We start from the raw sequence: 16,041 nt of genomic DNA, 5'->3' as shown, positions 1-16,041 counted from the left end.
TAGGGAGCCTTCGGCGATTCAACATAATACCAGTTTCCTTATAGCTGTATAATGAATAGTCAATAAGAAAAACCCTCGACTCTTACAGTCGGGGGCTGGCATGCTGACAGATGAAATATGTAATCTAGTCTTTACTTGCATCGATTCTTTTTTCTTCGTCGATTGGGACAATTACTTTGCCTTTATTGTTTTCCTCCGATCGGTCGAGTTGCCCTAGTTCGGTCGACTTTCCCAATTTGTCAATCGTACCATAGTACGTGTAATCGGACATTACGTTATCAATGAAATAGACGGCTTCACCTAGATCGGCTGGTTTGTTCCCTTTCTCGCGGTGCTCTATACCGGATTGAGGTTCATCCCCTTGCCATTTTATTTCTGCAAGTCCATCAGCATTAATTTCGACATAATTAACTAGCCCTTTATATTGTTGATAATAACGAAGAGTTTCTCCCTTAGGAAACGTATATTGGATTGAAAATCCTTCGCCCTGTGGTTGAAGAGCGTCCTTCCCGTATATGACAGGAAGCTTAATGGCAATTTTGCGTGCCTCCGTCAAGTCTCCGCTCATCAATGTTTTGAATCGTTCTTGCTCTGAAGGGGTGCGAACCACGACTTTTTTGCCCTCTTTGTCATAACTAACACTCCCTCCCAGATTCTCAGACAAGAAACGCAACGGCACAAAGGTACGGTCACCCTTAAAGGTTACTTGCGCATCAAGCTTTACTTTCTTCCCGTTCATAATTGCTTCCTGCGCCCCGCCACTTAATTGGATGCTCACTTTGTTGACCTTGTTTGTAATGTTGACAGTCTTCGAATTGGCATCATAGGTATAACTAAGCCGAGCCGGATCATCGAAGGCAGTCAACGGCACAAGTGTGCGCCCCTGCAACATTAGCACATCCTCCAGTTGCTTCCCATTCATATAGACGTTAAACGATGTTGCCGGTGCTGCGGCGAATATCGTTGTGGGCGCAACTACAAGAACCGACAGTAGAAATGCGGAAATAAGCAACGAATAACATTTTCTCACCATAGTTCCTCCATTCATATCTAATTTTTAACATCAATATATACGAATCAACATTTAGAAATGTTTCACACCCCAGAGAAATCGTTCCTTTCTTTTTTTATCCAGGAACATTTGTGTCATAGAAAAAATGCACAACTGCAGGTCATTCTTTATCAAATCATTGGATATTATTTTCCAGCATGAAAGAAATAGTTGAGTTGAATCATCAACCTTACTACTTACCTTGTTCTCGCCTTTGACCGCGATGCATGAGATCCAGATAATATTGGGGTTTGGTCACAGTTGGCCAGCCATCAATCGCCAGATCATTGATATACGTCAGTCTTTTAAATATGGAGGTTTATTGTAGCAATTGCCCTCCCAATAGCATTTGGGTAACGGGCAGGGAGGTTACAAATAAAGGAAACAAACTATAGAAGGCGAATACCATGTATTGATCCAGTTAAAAAGGAGTCGAAATCTTATGATTCGAGAAGCTGAAATATCAGATAAAGATCAAATATTCGAGCTCTATAGAATGTTAGTACCAAACAGTAAGAAAATGAATGTTTTCGGAGCACAAATTGAGACTATTAGAAGGGATTCAAACAATTTTTTACTTGTATACGAGGAGTATGGACAAATATTAGGAACGGTTACATTAAACATATGTTTGCAGGCTTTGCATGGTTTTAGACCATATGGAGTGGTAGAGAATGTGATTGTTCATGAAAATCATAGGAACAGAAATATTGGACAAAAACTTCTACAATATGTTGAGGATTACTGCAAATCAATTGATTGTCATAAGATTATGCTTTTAAGTAATTCATCACGCCAAAGAGCACATCAATTCTTTGAAAAAGAAGGATACAGTGGTTCAGCCAGTAAAGGGTTCAAAAAATATTTATGATTTGCTTTTTCAACTAACGCGACACGATACCGCAATAACCATCAGGAAAAGGCAGCCAATATTATCGGCTGCCTTTCCGTATTGTAGGCAACAAAAAGGAGGAAGAAAGCATGAACTTGACTCTACTGCAACAATCGGTATTATTGGCATTAACCAAAGAATGGCAGACACCAGCGCAGATTGCTGGTCAGCTTCCGAAAGCATCGGAGAATCCATCCGACGTAAATCAGTCACTCAAAGACCTTTTGCGTGAAGGATTGGTGCAAGCTAATCCAGTTGTTTTCGGTCTGTATCGATTAACCACACTCGGCACAACCATCAAGACGACGGAATTGCGTGAGAACCAATGAATTGGATCTTTTGATCTCGATCTTTGCACTTTTATAATCGTCTCTCAACGGGGGACCTCCAGCTGCCATCGGCAGCCTTTTTGCGTTACGGTTGAATCTGGATTGTTGCTTCTCGGCTCGGATCTCGGTAAAGATAGATGCCCGGATTGATTTCGATGGCGGCATCGCGTGGGATATCTTTGTAATGTTCAATTTTTTTGCCAATGGCGTTCGGTCCAGAGGGGCGATATTCCGGAAGGATCTGTTTGTCGTCACCATTCAACCGTAGGACACTCTGACTAAGTGCATAGAATATCGGTGATGAGGAATCAGACTCAACGACGAGGTCATCCCCCTCGAAGTAATAGGTATACTGGATGTCGAAGCCTTCAGGCAGTTGTACAGCAGCGTGCTGCTTTGTTTTGCCCGGCGTCTGAAGGGTAATCCAATTCTTTGATGTATCCCTTTTAAGGACAATAGGATCCTTAAGAATAAGCTTCATCGGCACACCGGACCATTCTTGATACCATCCTGGTGTATCGAATCTGAAGTATTCTCCATTCCTCTCATTACGTTCATTTTGAGTCGTTTGATACCACCCATCAATCGTTTGATCGCCGACTTGGAGGGCTATTTTGTTGAAAGAGACGTCCCCTAGATTGGCCCATAGGTTTGGTTCTCCGACCCGTTCGAATGGAATTTTAATGCTAAGGGGTGCAACGATAAGCTTTTGCAGCGATATAGCGGAATGTTCTATCAGCTTAGCATCCGGAGTAAGCGGCTGCGTATGAATGGCTTCGTTTGCTTTTTTGCCATCCGCCGTGTAATGGAAATCCCAAGTGCCATCGATGCGCTGTACATCTGACAGGTAAGACAATCCCCATGATGCATTTTCTAGCTGATCCTCGCTTATTGGATAGACATTCTCCATAAGCATTTCATTACCTTCGGAAGGAAGTAGGGTTCGTGATACTGCTTTCACCACTTTCCCTTGAAAAGTTATTTCTAAATTCGGATCTCTTCGGTTGGCTTGATCTCGTGGAATTGCCGTTGTGATCGTGTAACGTATCGCCACCTTATCGTGATCTTGAATGATCGATTGAACCGTAAGCCCGGGATATTCCTTAGATGACAGGTCTAACTTCTGCTTCAGTTCTCCTTTCCATCTCACGGGGATGGAGGCACTTTGGTAGAACACCAGGTCTTTGGCGTTCAAATGATAATCCTTCCGCTTCTCTTTCAGCGTATCATCCAGCGTATACATCCCGAGCAGCTTGCCACTGTCTTTGTCTTTTGAGTAATAGCCGTAGATCGGTTTCGCGTCTTTCCCATCCTCGGACAATAGTGTGGACTCCATAGCCACGGCTTCAAATTCCGGCATATTCGGAACATCCAAGGATACGAGAATTTTCATCTGGTCATTGTCGGTAACGACCCCATGGAGATTCATCGTCACGCCGCTCTGGGTCTTACTTAGATCATATTGCTGCCCGATGCCATTCTCCAGGGCTGTATGCACGATTTGCGTGCCGAACAGATTGTTCCAATTGATCTTCACACCTGCGAAGACAGGGACGGATATCGTCAAGCAGCAGGCTAGGACGATGGCGGCAGGCGCCCATTTTCTCGATGCAGATCTTCGTGCAGTGGATGGATGTGTGTGGTGGGCTTTATGCGCTGCGACTCTCCGTTCGATATGACTCCACATCGTCTCATAATCCGGTGTTTGCTCATCACTTTGTTGAAGTCTTTCTTTCATTTCGTTTTCACGGATGGGGTACATGGCCATACATCTCCTTCGCTCATGAGATTCGGGGATTCATTCATCATGCTGCGCAGCATGTGTAGTCCACGGTTGACGCGTGATTTGACTGTGCCTTCAGCAACTTGGAGCACTTGCGCTGTCTCTGCGATACTCATGTCGCTTGAGAATCGGAGCACAATCGCAATGCGGAGCTTGTCAGGCATCTTGCTTAGTATGGTGCTGAATTCATCGGCTGTCTCTGCTTGCTCGTATTGCTCTTCGATTTTCACGGATGGACGGGACAGCGAGAGCAGGAAGGATAATTTCTCTTTCCGTCTTCCGTTCTGACGACGTTTCAAGACCGTATTGCATTCGTTCACAGTGATTTGCATCAGCCAGGGCTTTATGTCTTTGATCGTGGTCCGATCTACGATCATCGCCTTGAAGAATACTTCTTGGCAGACGTCCTCAGCATCAGACCGATGATTCAGCATGTACCTACAGAGTCGATAGACTTGGTCTTTGTAAGTCTCGAACATTTCCCGATCGTTCAATTCTCTAGCACCTCCTCATTTGGTGTATTTTCATATGTAAGACTAATATGGGTTCGAAAAGGTTCCCTAGAAGATAAATGCCCTCAAGAAGTGGCATGATAAGAATACTGGTTAGTGCCATGAAATGAGAGGAGTAGGATACATAATAAATTTAGCACATTGAAAGTCCGAAATAATGGAATGGTATATTTCTTATGTGATAGTCGATATTCATCAGCTACTGTTTTTTCATTTGAGATGCTAATAGCAACGGATGGATTAAAGCCAATGCTGTTAGAATCTGCGATACTTTGTGTAAGAATTTCATTGAGGGTAAGATCGTCTATGACTTGTTCTAAAAGCAAAAGTATGAACTTTTTATTAAGCTAACGGGCAGTTATCTTCAATATATTCTTGTATCTGTATATTGATGGAAATATAATGAAGTTAGATGAAAATCAAATTAGACAAACATTAAATTCATATAATTTAACTAAAGGAGTTGATGCCATGAGTACAAACTTCTATCTCGTCAGACATGCTAAAAAAGAAAAGGGAATTGGAGATGTCGCAATATCGTCTGAAGGCATAGTACAAGCTCAAGCGACTGCACGACATTTTCGTGAAATGCCGATAACAAAAATCTTTAGTAGTCCACTTAAGAGGGCTAAAGAAACAGCCTTAATCATCGCAAAAGAATCATTCACTACAATTTTTGAGAATAGTCGTTTGCGAGAACGTACCAACTGGGGTGACATACCTGGTCAAACATTTGAGGAGTTTGTTGAGATATGGGAGCGATGCACACATGATCGTGACTTTTCCCCGCCAGCAGGTGATTCGGCAAGAGTAGCAGGTGAGCGTTTATCTTCGTGTTTAATAGAATTGGCAAAGGAACATCCGCAGGATAACATCATCATTGTTACCCACGGAGGGTTAATAACTGATTTCTTGGTAAATGTAATCTCGGAGGAGGAATTGCGAAAGAGACGCCCCAATTTTATAATCGAGCAAAGTTCATTGATCAAGGAGTGTTCAATAACAAAAGTAAATTGCGAGGATGGTATTTTCAGATTAGATGACTTTGGATCTATTGTGCACTTAGTGTAAGTAGTCGATTTTTCGTTATACTAACGGGCAGTTTAGTTTCAATATGTAGTACAATTTGGTTGAGGATCAAATGGAATTATTCAGGGGAAGTATTAAATGAAAACGATCATGGCTAAACCTTGGAGAAGCGTATTTTCTCCGGCAGAAGGTCACACCATTACGGGTGATGTGAGGATCATTGATAACTTTTACATACCTCAGTTAGACGTTGAAAGAAGAGTTTGGATATACCTACCTAGGGGATATGAGAAAAGCAGTAAGCACTATCCGGTCCTATATGGAAAAATAGGACCAAAAAACTCCGATACTTTGCGAGAAGGAGAGGGTACATATGGAGAAGCAGATGTACGCAAGGTATCTGCTCAGTCTTATGGATGAAGAAGCAGATTCTGATGACGTAGTCATTGAAGAAGATACGCTGTATGGATATTTTCAAATGTATATGCCTATTGGAAAAGGGGTGGAAGCCACTTTTGAGCCGCTTGAAGATGGAGAAGCTTATATGCAGCGGATTGTCCGGATATATGAGATGCTGGACCCGGATGATTTTAGCGGAGATACGGTGCCAGGTTATTTCAACAGCAAAGCTGATGAGGTGCCTGAAGACGTGTTGAAAGGGTATGGCGAGCAGCTTATTAAAGGGCTGAAGCAATTGCTAGACGAGTTTGCTGAATGGGATGGTGCGGCGGAAGCGGCGGCATACCTGACTGGAATCGAAGAAGTTCAACTCCTGCCACATGATAAAATAGACACCATCCGTGAATCCTACGATCCCGATGTTTATGAGGCACTGTTTGAAGTTGTTCATGAGCACAAGAATTATGATGAACCTATTGAGATTCTGGATGAGGCCTATTACTCGATTGCCTGCGATTACTGGATTTCCTATTATTTGCAGTGGCACCGCTACGGACTTAAGGGTGACCCGCTCGCACCGTATTTCGAGCTGTATAGGCTCGGGTATTCGGCGATCTTCTCAGAGCGTAAGCTGTATATCGGCTCCTGATTATGGAAGGAGGCATGGTTCCGTTGATAACAGCGAGTGAGATATTATCGATTGGGATGCTGAATTAGACGCCAGGGATGCTGTTGAATTTGACATGGCATGGAATCCTAGCTACGAAAAAATGATTGAAATGGATCCCTCTGAAAATAAAGTGATCAGAGAAATTAGGGAATTTGCGTTTAAGCAAACTTTTCGGATAACTCAGAATTCAGAACTGGCGGGGTATACGTCGGACGACTTTGATCTAATTTCCAAGGCGTTTGAAAACAAGATCGATATTGAATTTATCAATAACCTATGGGATTCCTACTTGCAAGGAAACTTCCCAAAATGAATCTATAAATGAAAGAACATCATAACGGAGGTGAGTAGCCGTGACGGAACGTATTCCATGCAAAACGGAAGGCTGCAGGGCAACAATCCTGCCGACCACGGCCGCCAAAACAGGCGGTTACTGCATGCCCTGCCATCAAGAGCAGGAACGGCAGAAACGGCAAGCCTATATTGAGCAGCATCGCAAAACGGTGAACTTATATGAGGACTTGACGGATCCGGTAGAAATTCTGAAGGTAATGCATACACCGAGGCAGCATGACCCGCTGATTCAATATGTTCCGTACCCGTTAAGCAAAGAGCAGATGTACGTATCCTTAACGGCTGAAGAGGCGGGCCGAATGCTGAAGTATGCGCTGGAGCTTTTGGCTGCCGGTGATAAGAACGAAGCTGACCCTATATTATTATCGCTAGTGTGTTACCGGAATGATTATATCGTCGAAGTTCTGCCCGAGCTCATGGAACACGGCATGTACCATTCCGGCATATTATTCAAGGATGCCCCACCTGACATCCGGGACCGTCTGCTGCAGCAGGTGGAATGGGACGACGATAACCGCAATCATCTTCTGCTAATTTTGAGCTGGATTGGAGATCCCGTGGTTATCAGCCGGATTCGGGAATGGCGATTACATCCACCGGAGTGGGCGGAGCAATTGTTCGTCGGTCCTGAAATTTATGCCCTTGAGGGGGGCTGGGAGCTCACATCGGACGGGGAAAGGCGCGATTTGACCCATGGCCTGAGCTATGCGATTAGGGCAACAGGTGAGCAGCGTGATGCTGCAACTGCAGCGTCCAATGCCCGTTTCCTGAAAATAAGCGCCTCCAATTGCCCATGGTGCGATGGTAAGCTGACCATCCTGTTGGATGCGGACACATCCCATCCTTCCCTGGCGTATCTCGGCCTGCCGCTGGAACGCCTGCAAGTGGAAACCTGTGAGCGCTGCGGATGCTTCAGCACCATTTACGTGGAGCTGGATCGTCAGGGCGTGCCGGTCTGGAGCCGATTTAACCAAAAACCTGCGTATTTGCCGAGTTTTGATTCCGAGGACAGCAGCGGCATGACAGGACCAAGGTTAACCCTTTCGTCCGAGCCGCACTCCCCGTATTATGCTGCGATTTGGACCTTGTCTCAGCAGGATTCGCAGATCGGGGGTCACCCGAGCTGGGTACAGGATGCTGATTATCCGTTTTGCCCTTGCTGTGCCAAACGCATGCGGTTTATAGGTCAGGTGGACTGGGCGGATTTCGACAATTTAGGGGAAGGTATTTTTTATATGTTTGTTTGTGCAGAGGATAAGGTGACGGCTACGTTGTATCAGCAAAGCTAAGCCACGCCCGATGTACGCGTAAAAAGTAGTCACAGCGAAAAGGATCTTTGTGAAAGATGGGAGAAGCGTTCAAAATTGAAAGGCGATACCTGTGATTTGGGCACATTTTTTGAGGGCTGGTGTCGCGTGTTCTTTGTAAGCAACAATGTTTCTCCGATCTCAGCTAAAATTGTTGCAGCAACTTTAGTACCAATGCCGGGTATCGATTGGATCAAATCAAACTCTATTAATTCTTCAGCCAGGGCCTCTATCGATTTATCAAGTTTCGCTAGATGCTCTTGGTATTGAAGAAGTAAATTAATGATTAGCTCCAGAGAGATTAAATGACTTGGGAAAGCTGTCTCCTTGAAGGGATTACGCTCCGCTGCAACCATTAGCTTTTGTGCACTTTCCAGCGACCAACAAGAAGGATTGACATGTTCTGCAAGGCGCTGAATGTTAGCCATGACTTCTTTCTCAGACATCGCTAGCACTGCTTGAGGCGTTGGATATAATGCAAGAAAGCGAAGGGACACCTTCGAATAAAGGTCACCAAACACGCCATGATACTCCGGGAAAACCTGATCCAGCACTGCTTGGAACTGAAATTTTGTTTGTACGTACATACTCGTTAGAGACTCATGTTGGCGTGTCAGGTAACGCAGATTCATCAGATATTGACCACGTTTTTTGTAAGGCTCCAGCTCTTCTTTGTAGAACAATTCCCCCAACTGGTATGCGTCAGCAGCATCCGTTTTCACCTTTCGTAAAGCTTGCGCATGACTTTCACCTTTAGATACATCCAAACCAATGACAGGGTTCATTTCATCACTCCCAAAATAATTTTCACCGGCAACCCCTAACCTTCTTGTCGTCCACATTATCGCATGTGATTCGGGATCCAGCTCCCACGGGCAGATTCGTTCGATCCCCGACTACCGCTATCTTACGACCACACAAAAATGAGGTCTACCAGATCTGGTGACCTCATAATACGAATGGGCAGGATAGTTGAATTGTTTCACGAATACCTTAAAGCATGGTGAATTTACGAAGTTCGTAAATAAGACGTTTAGGCGATACTCTCGAAATCTTATATTAAAGACAAGCCACATTAAATCATGGAGGAAGCGAACATGATTAAATATGTCTCATCCGTTTTATTTGTAGAAGATATTACTGCTTCTCGGATATTTTACGAGGAATTATTAAATCAACAAGTAGAGATAGACTTCGTATAATCGGATAATCGGAGCTTGCGGAAGCGTTAAATCATAAATTGCAAAAGAGTTATCAAAGAAGAATGGAATAAATTATTATGAGTTAGATAATCTTGTTTGGGATTGTAGTGCATAGAATTTACGATATCCGATAGAAGTAAGAGATTCAAAGAAATCATACATAAAGAAAGTTTGATAGTTGAAGGCGCTCATTATAATTGGGGCAAGAAGAAGCTATGACGGAAAAATCAAGAAAGGAAGCGACTTATGATTACTATTTATGATTGGTTTGGCTATGAATTGCCGATTAAGGAACGTTATCAGTTAATAAGAGAAGCTGGATTTGATGGCGTTTTATTATGGTGGAGCGATGGCTTTGGTCGTGACTGCTTTGGTCGGAACGATTACCGCACAGGGCCGCAAATTGCGCGAGAAGCGGGTCTTTTTATAGAAAATATCCACACACCAGTCCAAAACGAAAACAAACTCTGGCTTGATAATCTGGACGGTGAAGCCGTAACCGACTGCTATTTGCAATGTGTTGCAGATTGCGCCGAATTTGAGATTCCGACAATGGTGGTGCACCTGCCCAACGAAGACAATCCATGTAACACATTGGGACTGGATAGAATCAAGAGAATCACTGAAAAAGCTGAACAACTTGGTGTCAATGTTGCGCTAGAGAATTTATGGAATCTTACCAATTTGGCGTATGTGCTGGAGCAAGTGGATTCCCTGCGTATCGGATTCTGTTATGACAGTGGACATCACTACCGCTACTATCCGGGCAATGATTTATTATCCATGTACGGTTCCCGGTTGATGGCAATACATTTACATGATAATAACGGAAGTTATGCCCAACATGGGTTACCCTTTGACGGTACGATTGATTGGTCTACAACCATGAAAAAAATTTCGGAAACGGATTATTCTGGCGCGACTGCAATAGAGGCCATGAATTGGGATTATGAGGATTTATCGGCTAAAGAGTTTTTACATAAAGCGTTTGAACGAGCAAGAAGGCTGGAAGCATTAAGCTAACGGAGAACGATAGCTTAATAAATATCTAAAACGCGGCCGCCGGCATGGATCCGCAGCCGCGTTGTGCTAATTGGCAGGATAGTTGAAAATATAAAATCCGTGTCAGCGATAACGCTATTGACAATCCAACTACTACGTGTTACTTTATAGCGGTAGTAAGTAATACTGCATACCAGTCGTACAGAATAGTAAAGGGTGATTGTGTTGGAGAACTTAACGGAAATGCTCAAAGGCGTGCTTGAGGGCTGTGTCCTAGAAATAATAAGCCGCAAAGAAACCTACGGCTACGAAATCACGCGGACGCTGAACGCCCTTGGCTTCACAGATGTTGTGGAGGGAACGGTGTACACCATCCTGATCCGGCTTGAAAAAAACAAGGTGGTGGAGATCACCAAGAAGCCCTCCGAAATGGGACCGCCGCGAAAGTTTTTCGCGATCAATGACGCGGGACGCGAGGAACTGCGGAGGTTCTGGGAAAAATGGGGGTTCGTATCATCAAAAATTAACGAGTTAAAGGAGAAAAAACAATGAATTTTTGGGAAAAGATCACTGGCAGTGACATGACTAAAGAATTCAAATCTTTTGAATCGCGAGTAAAAAAGCTACCGGCTGATTATCAAGCGGCATGGAAAAAAATTAATGCCAATCTTTGGCCGCACTCAGATTTCACCGGTCGCAACCTCATGCCAATTTTTGACGGTGTGCTTGGCCTGCTTGAAGAAGCGGCGGCGGACGGTCAGAGTGTCCAAGAGGTATTGGGTGACGATATCAAAGGCTTCTGTTCGGCGCTGGCCGGCGAAGAAGGGGCAAAGTCTTATCGCGACAAGTGGCGCGAGCAACTCAACAATAATATCGCTAAAAAACTAAGTAAATAGGAGGAGGATAAAATGAGAATTCGAGATATCATCGAAGGCAAAAAAGAGTGGCGAGCACACGTGGCGCGTGTCAAAGCGCTCCCACGGGATTATCAGATTGTTTATAAAGAGATTCAAAAATATCTCTTTAAGGTTGGCCCTGTTGAACTAACCGAAGGTACGGGTTTGCTATCGGGGATTATCGATCTTTTTGAAGAGGGCGCGGCCTTGGGGAAAGGCGTACTCGATGTGACGGGCAGTGACGTTGCAGCTTTCTGCGACGATCTAATCAAAGATTCCAAAACTTACGCTGACATCTATCAAGAATCTGTTAGCCAAGAAGTTAACAAGGCCATGAAAAAGGTTACGGATAAAAAAAAGTAAAAGGGGGATAGCGGGATGGAAAAAGCAATTGAAGTGAAAGGTCTGCGAAAGTCTTTCAAGAACACAGAAGTCCTAAAGGGCGTCGATTTTGAAGTGAAGCGAGGTGAGATTTTCGCCCTGCTTGGCTCCAACGGCGCGGGCAAGACGACGATTGTCAGAATCCTCACCACGCTGCTCAAACAAGACAGAGGCACCGCCACCGTAAACGGATTCGACGTCGCGTCAAAGCCGGACCATGTGCGGCAGTCGATTAGTTTGACCGGGCAATTTGCCGCGGTTGACGAGATATTGACCGGGCGGGAAAATCTGATCATGATTGCCAAGCTGCGGCATCTGGATCATCCGCGTCAAGTTGCGGACGATTTGCTGAAACGTTTCGGCTTAACTGACGCGGCCGACCGTAAGCCATCTACTTATTCAGGTGGTATGCGCCGTAGGCTCGACATCGCCTTGAGCCTTGTGGGCAAACCGCAGATCATTTTCCTCGACGAGCCAACCACCGGGCTTGATCCCGAGGCACGTATCGAGGTTTGGAAGATTATAAAGGAGCTTGCCAACGGCGGCACGACAGTATTCCTGACCACGCAGTATTTAGAGGAAGCCGAGCAGCTTGCCGACCAAATTGCCATTCTGCACGAGGGTAGGATTATCGCCGGCGGCACGCTCTCGGAACTGAAAAAGCTGTTTCCATCCGCAAAGGTGGAGTATGTTGAAAAACAGCCGACATTGGAGGAAATATTCCTCGCAATCATCGGTAAAAAGGAGGCCATGTAAATGGAGACGGCAAAAAACCATTTTTTCAGCGACATGAGCGTGATGCTCGGACGTTCCATGCGCCATATTTTCCGCAGTATGGACACCATCTTCACGGTCTGCATCACTCCGATTGCAATGATGCTGCTGTTCGTCTATGTGTTCGGCGGCGCAATCCAAACCGGTACGGATAACTATGTGAACTACCTATTGCCTGGTATACTGCTTATGGCTATTGCCAGCGGGGTGGCTTACGTGGCTTACCGCCTGTTCTTGGATAAGCAGCGGGGCATTATTGAGCGTTTTCACTCCATGCCGATTGCGCGTTCCACCGTGCTGTGGGGGCACGTGCTGACCTCGGTGGTATCCAACGTCATTTCTGTTGTCGTCATCATACTCGTAGCGCTCATTATGGGCTTTCGTTCGTCTGCAGGGGTACTGTCTTGGCTTGCCGTAGCCGGTATACTTGTGCTGTTTACGCTGGCTTTGACTTGGATCGCGGCCATTGCCGGACTGTCCGCAAAAACGGTGGAGGGAGCAAGCGCCTTTTCCTATCCTTTAATCTTCCTGCCGTTTATCAGCTCGGCGTTTGTACCGACCGAGTCGATGCCGAGAGCCGTTCGCGCGTTTGCCGAGAACCAGCCGGTGACGTCTATCGTAGAGGCCATCCGTGCACTATTGTCAAATCAACCGGTAGGCAATGATATCTGGGTCGCATTAGCGTGGTGCTTAGGGATAATGATCGTCGCATATCTATTTGCGATGCGCGCATACAAGCGGAATGCAGCTTAATCTTTGTATGCATTATAAGGAAAAAGTGATCTATAAAATCATCAAGTAAAGGGCCTTCCACATTGTCAAAGCGCAGGCTTCATCATTTTGCTCGTTGAAATCAAGGCCGTCGCAGTGAAGTGGTGTTCTATTACTCCTTTATATCGAAGTAAGGAGCATTCAAGATAATTAGGGAGCAGACTGCCACGGGTGGCCCGTTCTCTTTTTTATTGAAGTTGGCGTCAAATCGTGGATGCCGTTGAGCTAACGGAGAACTATAGCTTAATTAAAACGCGGCTGCCGGCATGGATCGGCTGCCGCGTTGCGCTATCGGGCAGGATAACGGAATGGGACCGCAGTTGAAATAAAGAACAAAAAATTGCTCGATTAATGATACTCTGCACCCGTGGTATCCTGCAGAAGAACAGTATTGCGTCAACTGACCTGCTTATTGTCCGAGTCACTCGGCGTTTCCGAATTTGTTGTGCGGTTCACCTGAGATGAATTGTTCGCACTGAATATGATCGCGTCCAAGCGAGAAACCTCATCAGATCTATGGACACGCTGTCCCCGAACCTGCTTTGGCTTGAAGATGGGAACGGGATATCATTTACATGATCACCTGTAACGAATAAAGAAAGCTGCTATGCCGAATACGAAAAAAAGAAGTCGACTATTTCGTTGGTCGACCTCTAATTTTTCTATTGCGCGGTCAAAATTTGTGGACCTTCAGCCGTGATAGCGATTGTATGCTCGTATTGGGCGGCGAGCTTGTTGTCCATCGTCCGTGCGGTCCAGCCGTCCGGATCGATTGTCATGAAGTAGGTGCCTTCGGTGATCATGGGCTCAATCGTGAACACCATACCTTCCTTGATACGGAGGCCTTTTCCAGGCTTGCCGACATGCATATAAGTCGGCTCCTCGTGCAGGTTGCGGCCGATGCCATGGGCGAGAAGGTCGCGCACGACGCCGAAACCGTGTGATTCAGCATGCCGCTGAATCGCGCTCGTCACGTCGCCGAGTCGATTGCCGGGCTGCGCCTGCTCGATGCCCAGGTCAAGACATTCCTTCGTGACACGCATCAACTTCTCGGCCGTCGGCGAGATCTGCCCGACCGCATAACTCCAGGCCGAATCGCCGAGCCAGCCATCGAGCTCAGCGACCGTGTCGATCGTCACGATATCGCCTTCCTCAAGTGGCTTATTGCTAGGGAAGCCATGTGCGATCACATCGTTGGCGGAGGCACAGGTCGCATATTGATAGCCCTTATAGCCTTTCTGGTATGGCTTTGCGCCGTGCTTCAACATAATGTCCTCGAATATGCGCTCAATCTCGTTGGTGGTAATACCCGGTTTGATAAGCGGGGCGATTGTACGATGGCATTCAGCCACCACTTGGCATGCCTTGCGGATAGCCTCAATTTCATGCTTGCTTTTTAAAATGACCATGTTCGTATCAGAACTCCTTCGTAATAGCTTGCATAGCGAGTCGGGCGATTCGATCGACGTCCAGGTCGGAATTGCCCGCATAGTAGTGCAGCCCACAGCAACCGACCAGCACGGCAAGCATATGGTCGACGCTGCCGTCTTCGCACTGGGCGATAGATTGGAGTGGAACGTACAGCCGTTCCATAAATTTTCTTTTGGCGTGGTGTCGATCCCTTTCAGGCAAGCCTGCATAATGTTCCGCCGCCATTTTGTAGACGAGATATGCGCGGGCGTCCGACTGCCACAGCTGGAGCAGCGCTTTACAATACGTCAACAACTGCCAGTCATCCGGGGGGCTGCCGCTGATGTTCGCCCATTTTGCGATAACTTGCTCGCATCGCTCGAAGCCGCTTCCTAACACATCTTCTATTAATAAATGCCGGTTGGGGTAATAATGGTATACTGTGCCGTAACCAAGCCCTGCCTCGCGGGCGACGTCGCGAATATCAAAGCTGCCGCCCGTGCGAAAGTAGGAGCGCGCGGCGACGTCCAGGATCTGTTCTCTGCGTTGTATGCGTATGAGCTCATTTTGTTCTTTGGTTCGGGGGCACATAGCGTGTTAACCTCCTTATATAGACCTGCAAATTTGTCAATATAAAAATAGTAACGCATGGGGTGGAGAAATGCAAAAAATTTGTTGGTGTTCGATAAAATGAAGTACTGAACAATAAAGAACTAGACCGTAATAATAAAGTTGTAGACTGGGCGCTGGCGTAAACCTAACGGGACACTATAGCTTAATAAAAACTAAGACGCGGCTGCCGGCATGTATCGGCAGCCGCGTTGCGCTAACGGGCAGGATTACGTGGTAGAGGTTAAGGGTATTTCAAAAATACAATATGTACGAAAAAAGTTAATTTAAGCGAATATACTTAAGAATATTGCTGAGGGAAATGGTGTGGTTGAAAGCAAATGATTGAAATTTAGAGGAGGCCGAGATGGATAGTTTTGGATTTGTGTGTTTAATCACTCTAACACTAATAGTTATTGCAGCCTTTTATGCATTTGTATTTTTGGACTTTATCAATCCAAGTGCTCTTCAAGTTCAACTATTAGGTGTACATATTATACTGTTCGGAGTGATTGTTTTATTGGCATTTGAAGGTTCTTCTGGATATGGATTTACTTTTGGGTTAATTGGGCTTATTACAGGAATTTTTGGATCATTTAGAGAACCCAAAGAGTCCAAAAATTGAAAGTTGATTGAACTAACGGHGCTNDGRYANAGTATHNATSSGYAS

Annotated in this window: 18 protein-coding genes and 1 pseudogene; 13 read left to right on the top strand and 6 right to left on the bottom strand. The window is 45.5% G+C overall.

Annotation, left to right across the window (positions count from 1 at the left end; translation table 11 throughout):
- Positions 1–124: 124 nt before the first annotated feature.
- Positions 125–1,033 carry a copper amine oxidase N-terminal domain-containing protein gene (locus BVG16_RS31245; protein ID WP_158081852.1) on the bottom strand — a complete coding sequence of 303 codons (909 nt, stop codon included), beginning with the start codon at positions 1,031–1,033 and terminating at the stop codon, positions 125–127.
- A 460-nt stretch (positions 1,034–1,493) separates the two neighbouring features.
- Between BVG16_RS31245 and BVG16_RS31240 the strand changes: the two genes are divergently transcribed.
- Both BVG16_RS31240 and BVG16_RS31235 read left to right on the top strand, forming a co-directional pair.
- Positions 1,494–1,922: a GNAT family N-acetyltransferase gene (locus BVG16_RS31240; protein WP_078503109.1), complete on the top strand. Its 429-nt coding sequence runs from the start codon at positions 1,494–1,496 to the stop codon at positions 1,920–1,922.
- Positions 1,923–2,032: 110 nt separating this feature from the next.
- Positions 2,033–2,272, top strand: coding sequence for a hypothetical protein (locus BVG16_RS31235; protein WP_078503108.1), 240 nt, complete (start codon positions 2,033–2,035; stop codon positions 2,270–2,272).
- 85 nt (positions 2,273–2,357) lie between these two features.
- Here the strand turns inward: BVG16_RS31235 and BVG16_RS31230 are convergent, their stop codons facing one another.
- Positions 2,358–4,034: a DUF4179 domain-containing protein gene (locus tag BVG16_RS31230; protein ID WP_158081851.1), complete on the bottom strand. Its 1,677-nt coding sequence runs from the start codon at positions 4,032–4,034 to the stop codon at positions 2,358–2,360.
- Positions 4,007–4,549: an RNA polymerase sigma factor gene (locus BVG16_RS31225; protein WP_078503106.1), complete on the bottom strand. Its 543-nt coding sequence runs from the start codon at positions 4,547–4,549 to the stop codon at positions 4,007–4,009. Before BVG16_RS31225 ends, BVG16_RS31230 begins: the two co-directional genes overlap by 28 nt.
- Before the next feature lie 420 nt (positions 4,550–4,969).
- On the opposite strand from BVG16_RS31225, the gene BVG16_RS31220 reads away from it, so the two are divergent.
- The 4 genes from BVG16_RS31220 (at position 4,970) to BVG16_RS31200 (ending at position 8,308) form a co-directional block, all read left to right on the top strand.
- Positions 4,970–5,638 (top strand): histidine phosphatase family protein, encoded by a 669-nt coding sequence (locus BVG16_RS31220; RefSeq protein WP_233147225.1) that lies wholly within the window; start codon positions 4,970–4,972, stop codon positions 5,636–5,638.
- Positions 5,639–5,734: 96 nt separating this feature from the next.
- Positions 5,735–6,016 carry a hypothetical protein gene (locus BVG16_RS33595; protein ID WP_233147224.1) on the top strand — a complete coding sequence of 94 codons (282 nt, stop codon included), beginning with the start codon at positions 5,735–5,737 and terminating at the stop codon, positions 6,014–6,016.
- Positions 5,970–6,644: a hypothetical protein gene (locus tag BVG16_RS31210; RefSeq protein WP_078503104.1), complete on the top strand. Its 675-nt coding sequence runs from the start codon at positions 5,970–5,972 to the stop codon at positions 6,642–6,644. The genes BVG16_RS33595 and BVG16_RS31210 overlap by 47 nt, the downstream gene beginning before the upstream one ends.
- 374 nt (positions 6,645–7,018) lie before the next feature.
- Entirely contained in the window at positions 7,019–8,308 is a 1,290-nt protein-coding gene (locus tag BVG16_RS31200) for a DUF1963 domain-containing protein (protein WP_078503103.1), read from the top strand.
- 149 nt (positions 8,309–8,457) lie between these two features.
- Here the strand turns inward: BVG16_RS31200 and BVG16_RS31195 are convergent.
- Positions 8,458–9,111: pseudogene (locus BVG16_RS31195) on the bottom strand (IS110 family transposase); the annotation flags it as partial.
- Between the two features lie 663 nt (positions 9,112–9,774).
- On the opposite strand from BVG16_RS31195, the gene BVG16_RS31190 reads away from it, so the two are divergent.
- From BVG16_RS31190 to BVG16_RS31165, 6 genes are all read left to right on the top strand, one after another.
- Positions 9,775–10,551: a sugar phosphate isomerase/epimerase family protein gene (locus BVG16_RS31190; RefSeq protein WP_078503102.1), complete on the top strand. Its 777-nt coding sequence runs from the start codon at positions 9,775–9,777 to the stop codon at positions 10,549–10,551.
- A gap of 222 nt (positions 10,552–10,773) precedes the next feature.
- Positions 10,774–11,082, top strand: coding sequence for a PadR family transcriptional regulator (locus tag BVG16_RS31185; protein ID WP_078503101.1), 309 nt, complete (start codon positions 10,774–10,776; stop codon positions 11,080–11,082).
- Complete coding sequence (locus BVG16_RS31180; RefSeq protein WP_078503100.1) at positions 11,079–11,426, top strand: DUF1048 domain-containing protein; 348 nt, start codon at positions 11,079–11,081, stop codon at positions 11,424–11,426. The genes BVG16_RS31185 and BVG16_RS31180 overlap by 4 nt, the downstream gene beginning before the upstream one ends.
- A 12-nt stretch (positions 11,427–11,438) precedes the next feature.
- Positions 11,439–11,789: a DUF1048 domain-containing protein gene (locus tag BVG16_RS31175; protein WP_078503099.1), complete on the top strand. Its 351-nt coding sequence runs from the start codon at positions 11,439–11,441 to the stop codon at positions 11,787–11,789.
- 15 nt (positions 11,790–11,804) lie between these two features.
- Entirely contained in the window at positions 11,805–12,563 is a 759-nt protein-coding gene (locus BVG16_RS31170; protein WP_078503098.1) for an ABC transporter ATP-binding protein, read from the top strand.
- A complete protein-coding gene (locus tag BVG16_RS31165; protein ID WP_078503097.1) occupies positions 12,564–13,334 on the top strand; it encodes an ABC transporter permease in 771 nt (256 codons plus the stop codon).
- 680 nt (positions 13,335–14,014) lie between these two features.
- Here BVG16_RS31165 and map read toward each other — a convergent pair.
- Entirely contained in the window at positions 14,015–14,761 is a 747-nt protein-coding gene (map, locus tag BVG16_RS31160) for a type I methionyl aminopeptidase (RefSeq protein WP_078503096.1), read from the bottom strand.
- Positions 14,762–14,768: 7 nt separating this feature from the next.
- Positions 14,769–15,353 (bottom strand): TetR/AcrR family transcriptional regulator, encoded by a 585-nt coding sequence (locus BVG16_RS31155; RefSeq protein ID WP_078503095.1) that lies wholly within the window; start codon positions 15,351–15,353, stop codon positions 14,769–14,771.
- A 385-nt stretch (positions 15,354–15,738) separates the two neighbouring features.
- Between BVG16_RS31155 and BVG16_RS31150 the strand changes: the two genes are divergently transcribed.
- On the top strand, positions 15,739–15,996 hold the full coding sequence (locus tag BVG16_RS31150; RefSeq protein ID WP_078499123.1) for a hypothetical protein: 258 nt from the start codon (positions 15,739–15,741) through the stop codon (positions 15,994–15,996).
- The last annotated feature ends 45 nt before the right edge of the window (positions 15,997–16,041 follow it).

The sequence above is a fragment of the Paenibacillus selenitireducens genome, from assembly GCF_002021565.1.
Lineage (GTDB): Bacteria > Bacillota > Bacilli > Paenibacillales > Paenibacillaceae > Paenibacillus_K > Paenibacillus_K selenitireducens.
The sequence above is the reverse complement of the archived record's forward strand: the minus strand, read 5'-3'. Positions and strand labels throughout refer to the sequence as shown.

What these genes read in the sequence shown, in the direction of transcription:
- BVG16_RS31175 (WP_078503099.1), top strand. Translation starts at nt 11,439, where the DNA reads ATGAGAATTCGAGATATCATCGAAGGCAAAAAAGAGTGGCGAGCACAC.
- BVG16_RS31155 (WP_078503095.1), bottom strand. Translation starts at nt 15,353, where the DNA reads ATGTGCCCCCGAACCAAAGAACAAAATGAGCTCATACGCATACAACGC.
- BVG16_RS31150 (WP_078499123.1), top strand. Translation starts at nt 15,739, where the DNA reads ATGGATAGTTTTGGATTTGTGTGTTTAATCACTCTAACACTAATAGTT.
- BVG16_RS31210 (WP_078503104.1), top strand. Translation starts at nt 5,970, where the DNA reads ATGGAGAAGCAGATGTACGCAAGGTATCTGCTCAGTCTTATGGATGAA.
- BVG16_RS31180 (WP_078503100.1), top strand. Translation starts at nt 11,079, where the DNA reads ATGAATTTTTGGGAAAAGATCACTGGCAGTGACATGACTAAAGAATTC.
- BVG16_RS31245 (WP_158081852.1), bottom strand. Translation starts at nt 1,033, where the DNA reads ATGGTGAGAAAATGTTATTCGTTGCTTATTTCCGCATTTCTACTGTCG.
- BVG16_RS31170 (WP_078503098.1), top strand. Translation starts at nt 11,805, where the DNA reads ATGGAAAAAGCAATTGAAGTGAAAGGTCTGCGAAAGTCTTTCAAGAAC.
- BVG16_RS31190 (WP_078503102.1), top strand. Translation starts at nt 9,775, where the DNA reads ATGATTACTATTTATGATTGGTTTGGCTATGAATTGCCGATTAAGGAA.
- BVG16_RS33595 (WP_233147224.1), top strand. Translation starts at nt 5,735, where the DNA reads ATGAAAACGATCATGGCTAAACCTTGGAGAAGCGTATTTTCTCCGGCA.
- BVG16_RS31235 (WP_078503108.1), top strand. Translation starts at nt 2,033, where the DNA reads ATGAACTTGACTCTACTGCAACAATCGGTATTATTGGCATTAACCAAA.
- BVG16_RS31165 (WP_078503097.1), top strand. Translation starts at nt 12,564, where the DNA reads ATGGAGACGGCAAAAAACCATTTTTTCAGCGACATGAGCGTGATGCTC.
- BVG16_RS31185 (WP_078503101.1), top strand. Translation starts at nt 10,774, where the DNA reads ATGCTCAAAGGCGTGCTTGAGGGCTGTGTCCTAGAAATAATAAGCCGC.
- BVG16_RS31220 (WP_233147225.1), top strand. Translation starts at nt 4,970, where the DNA reads ATGAAGTTAGATGAAAATCAAATTAGACAAACATTAAATTCATATAAT.
- BVG16_RS31240 (WP_078503109.1), top strand. Translation starts at nt 1,494, where the DNA reads ATGATTCGAGAAGCTGAAATATCAGATAAAGATCAAATATTCGAGCTC.
- BVG16_RS31230 (WP_158081851.1), bottom strand. Translation starts at nt 4,034, where the DNA reads ATGTACCCCATCCGTGAAAACGAAATGAAAGAAAGACTTCAACAAAGT.
- map (WP_078503096.1), bottom strand. Translation starts at nt 14,761, where the DNA reads ATGGTCATTTTAAAAAGCAAGCATGAAATTGAGGCTATCCGCAAGGCA.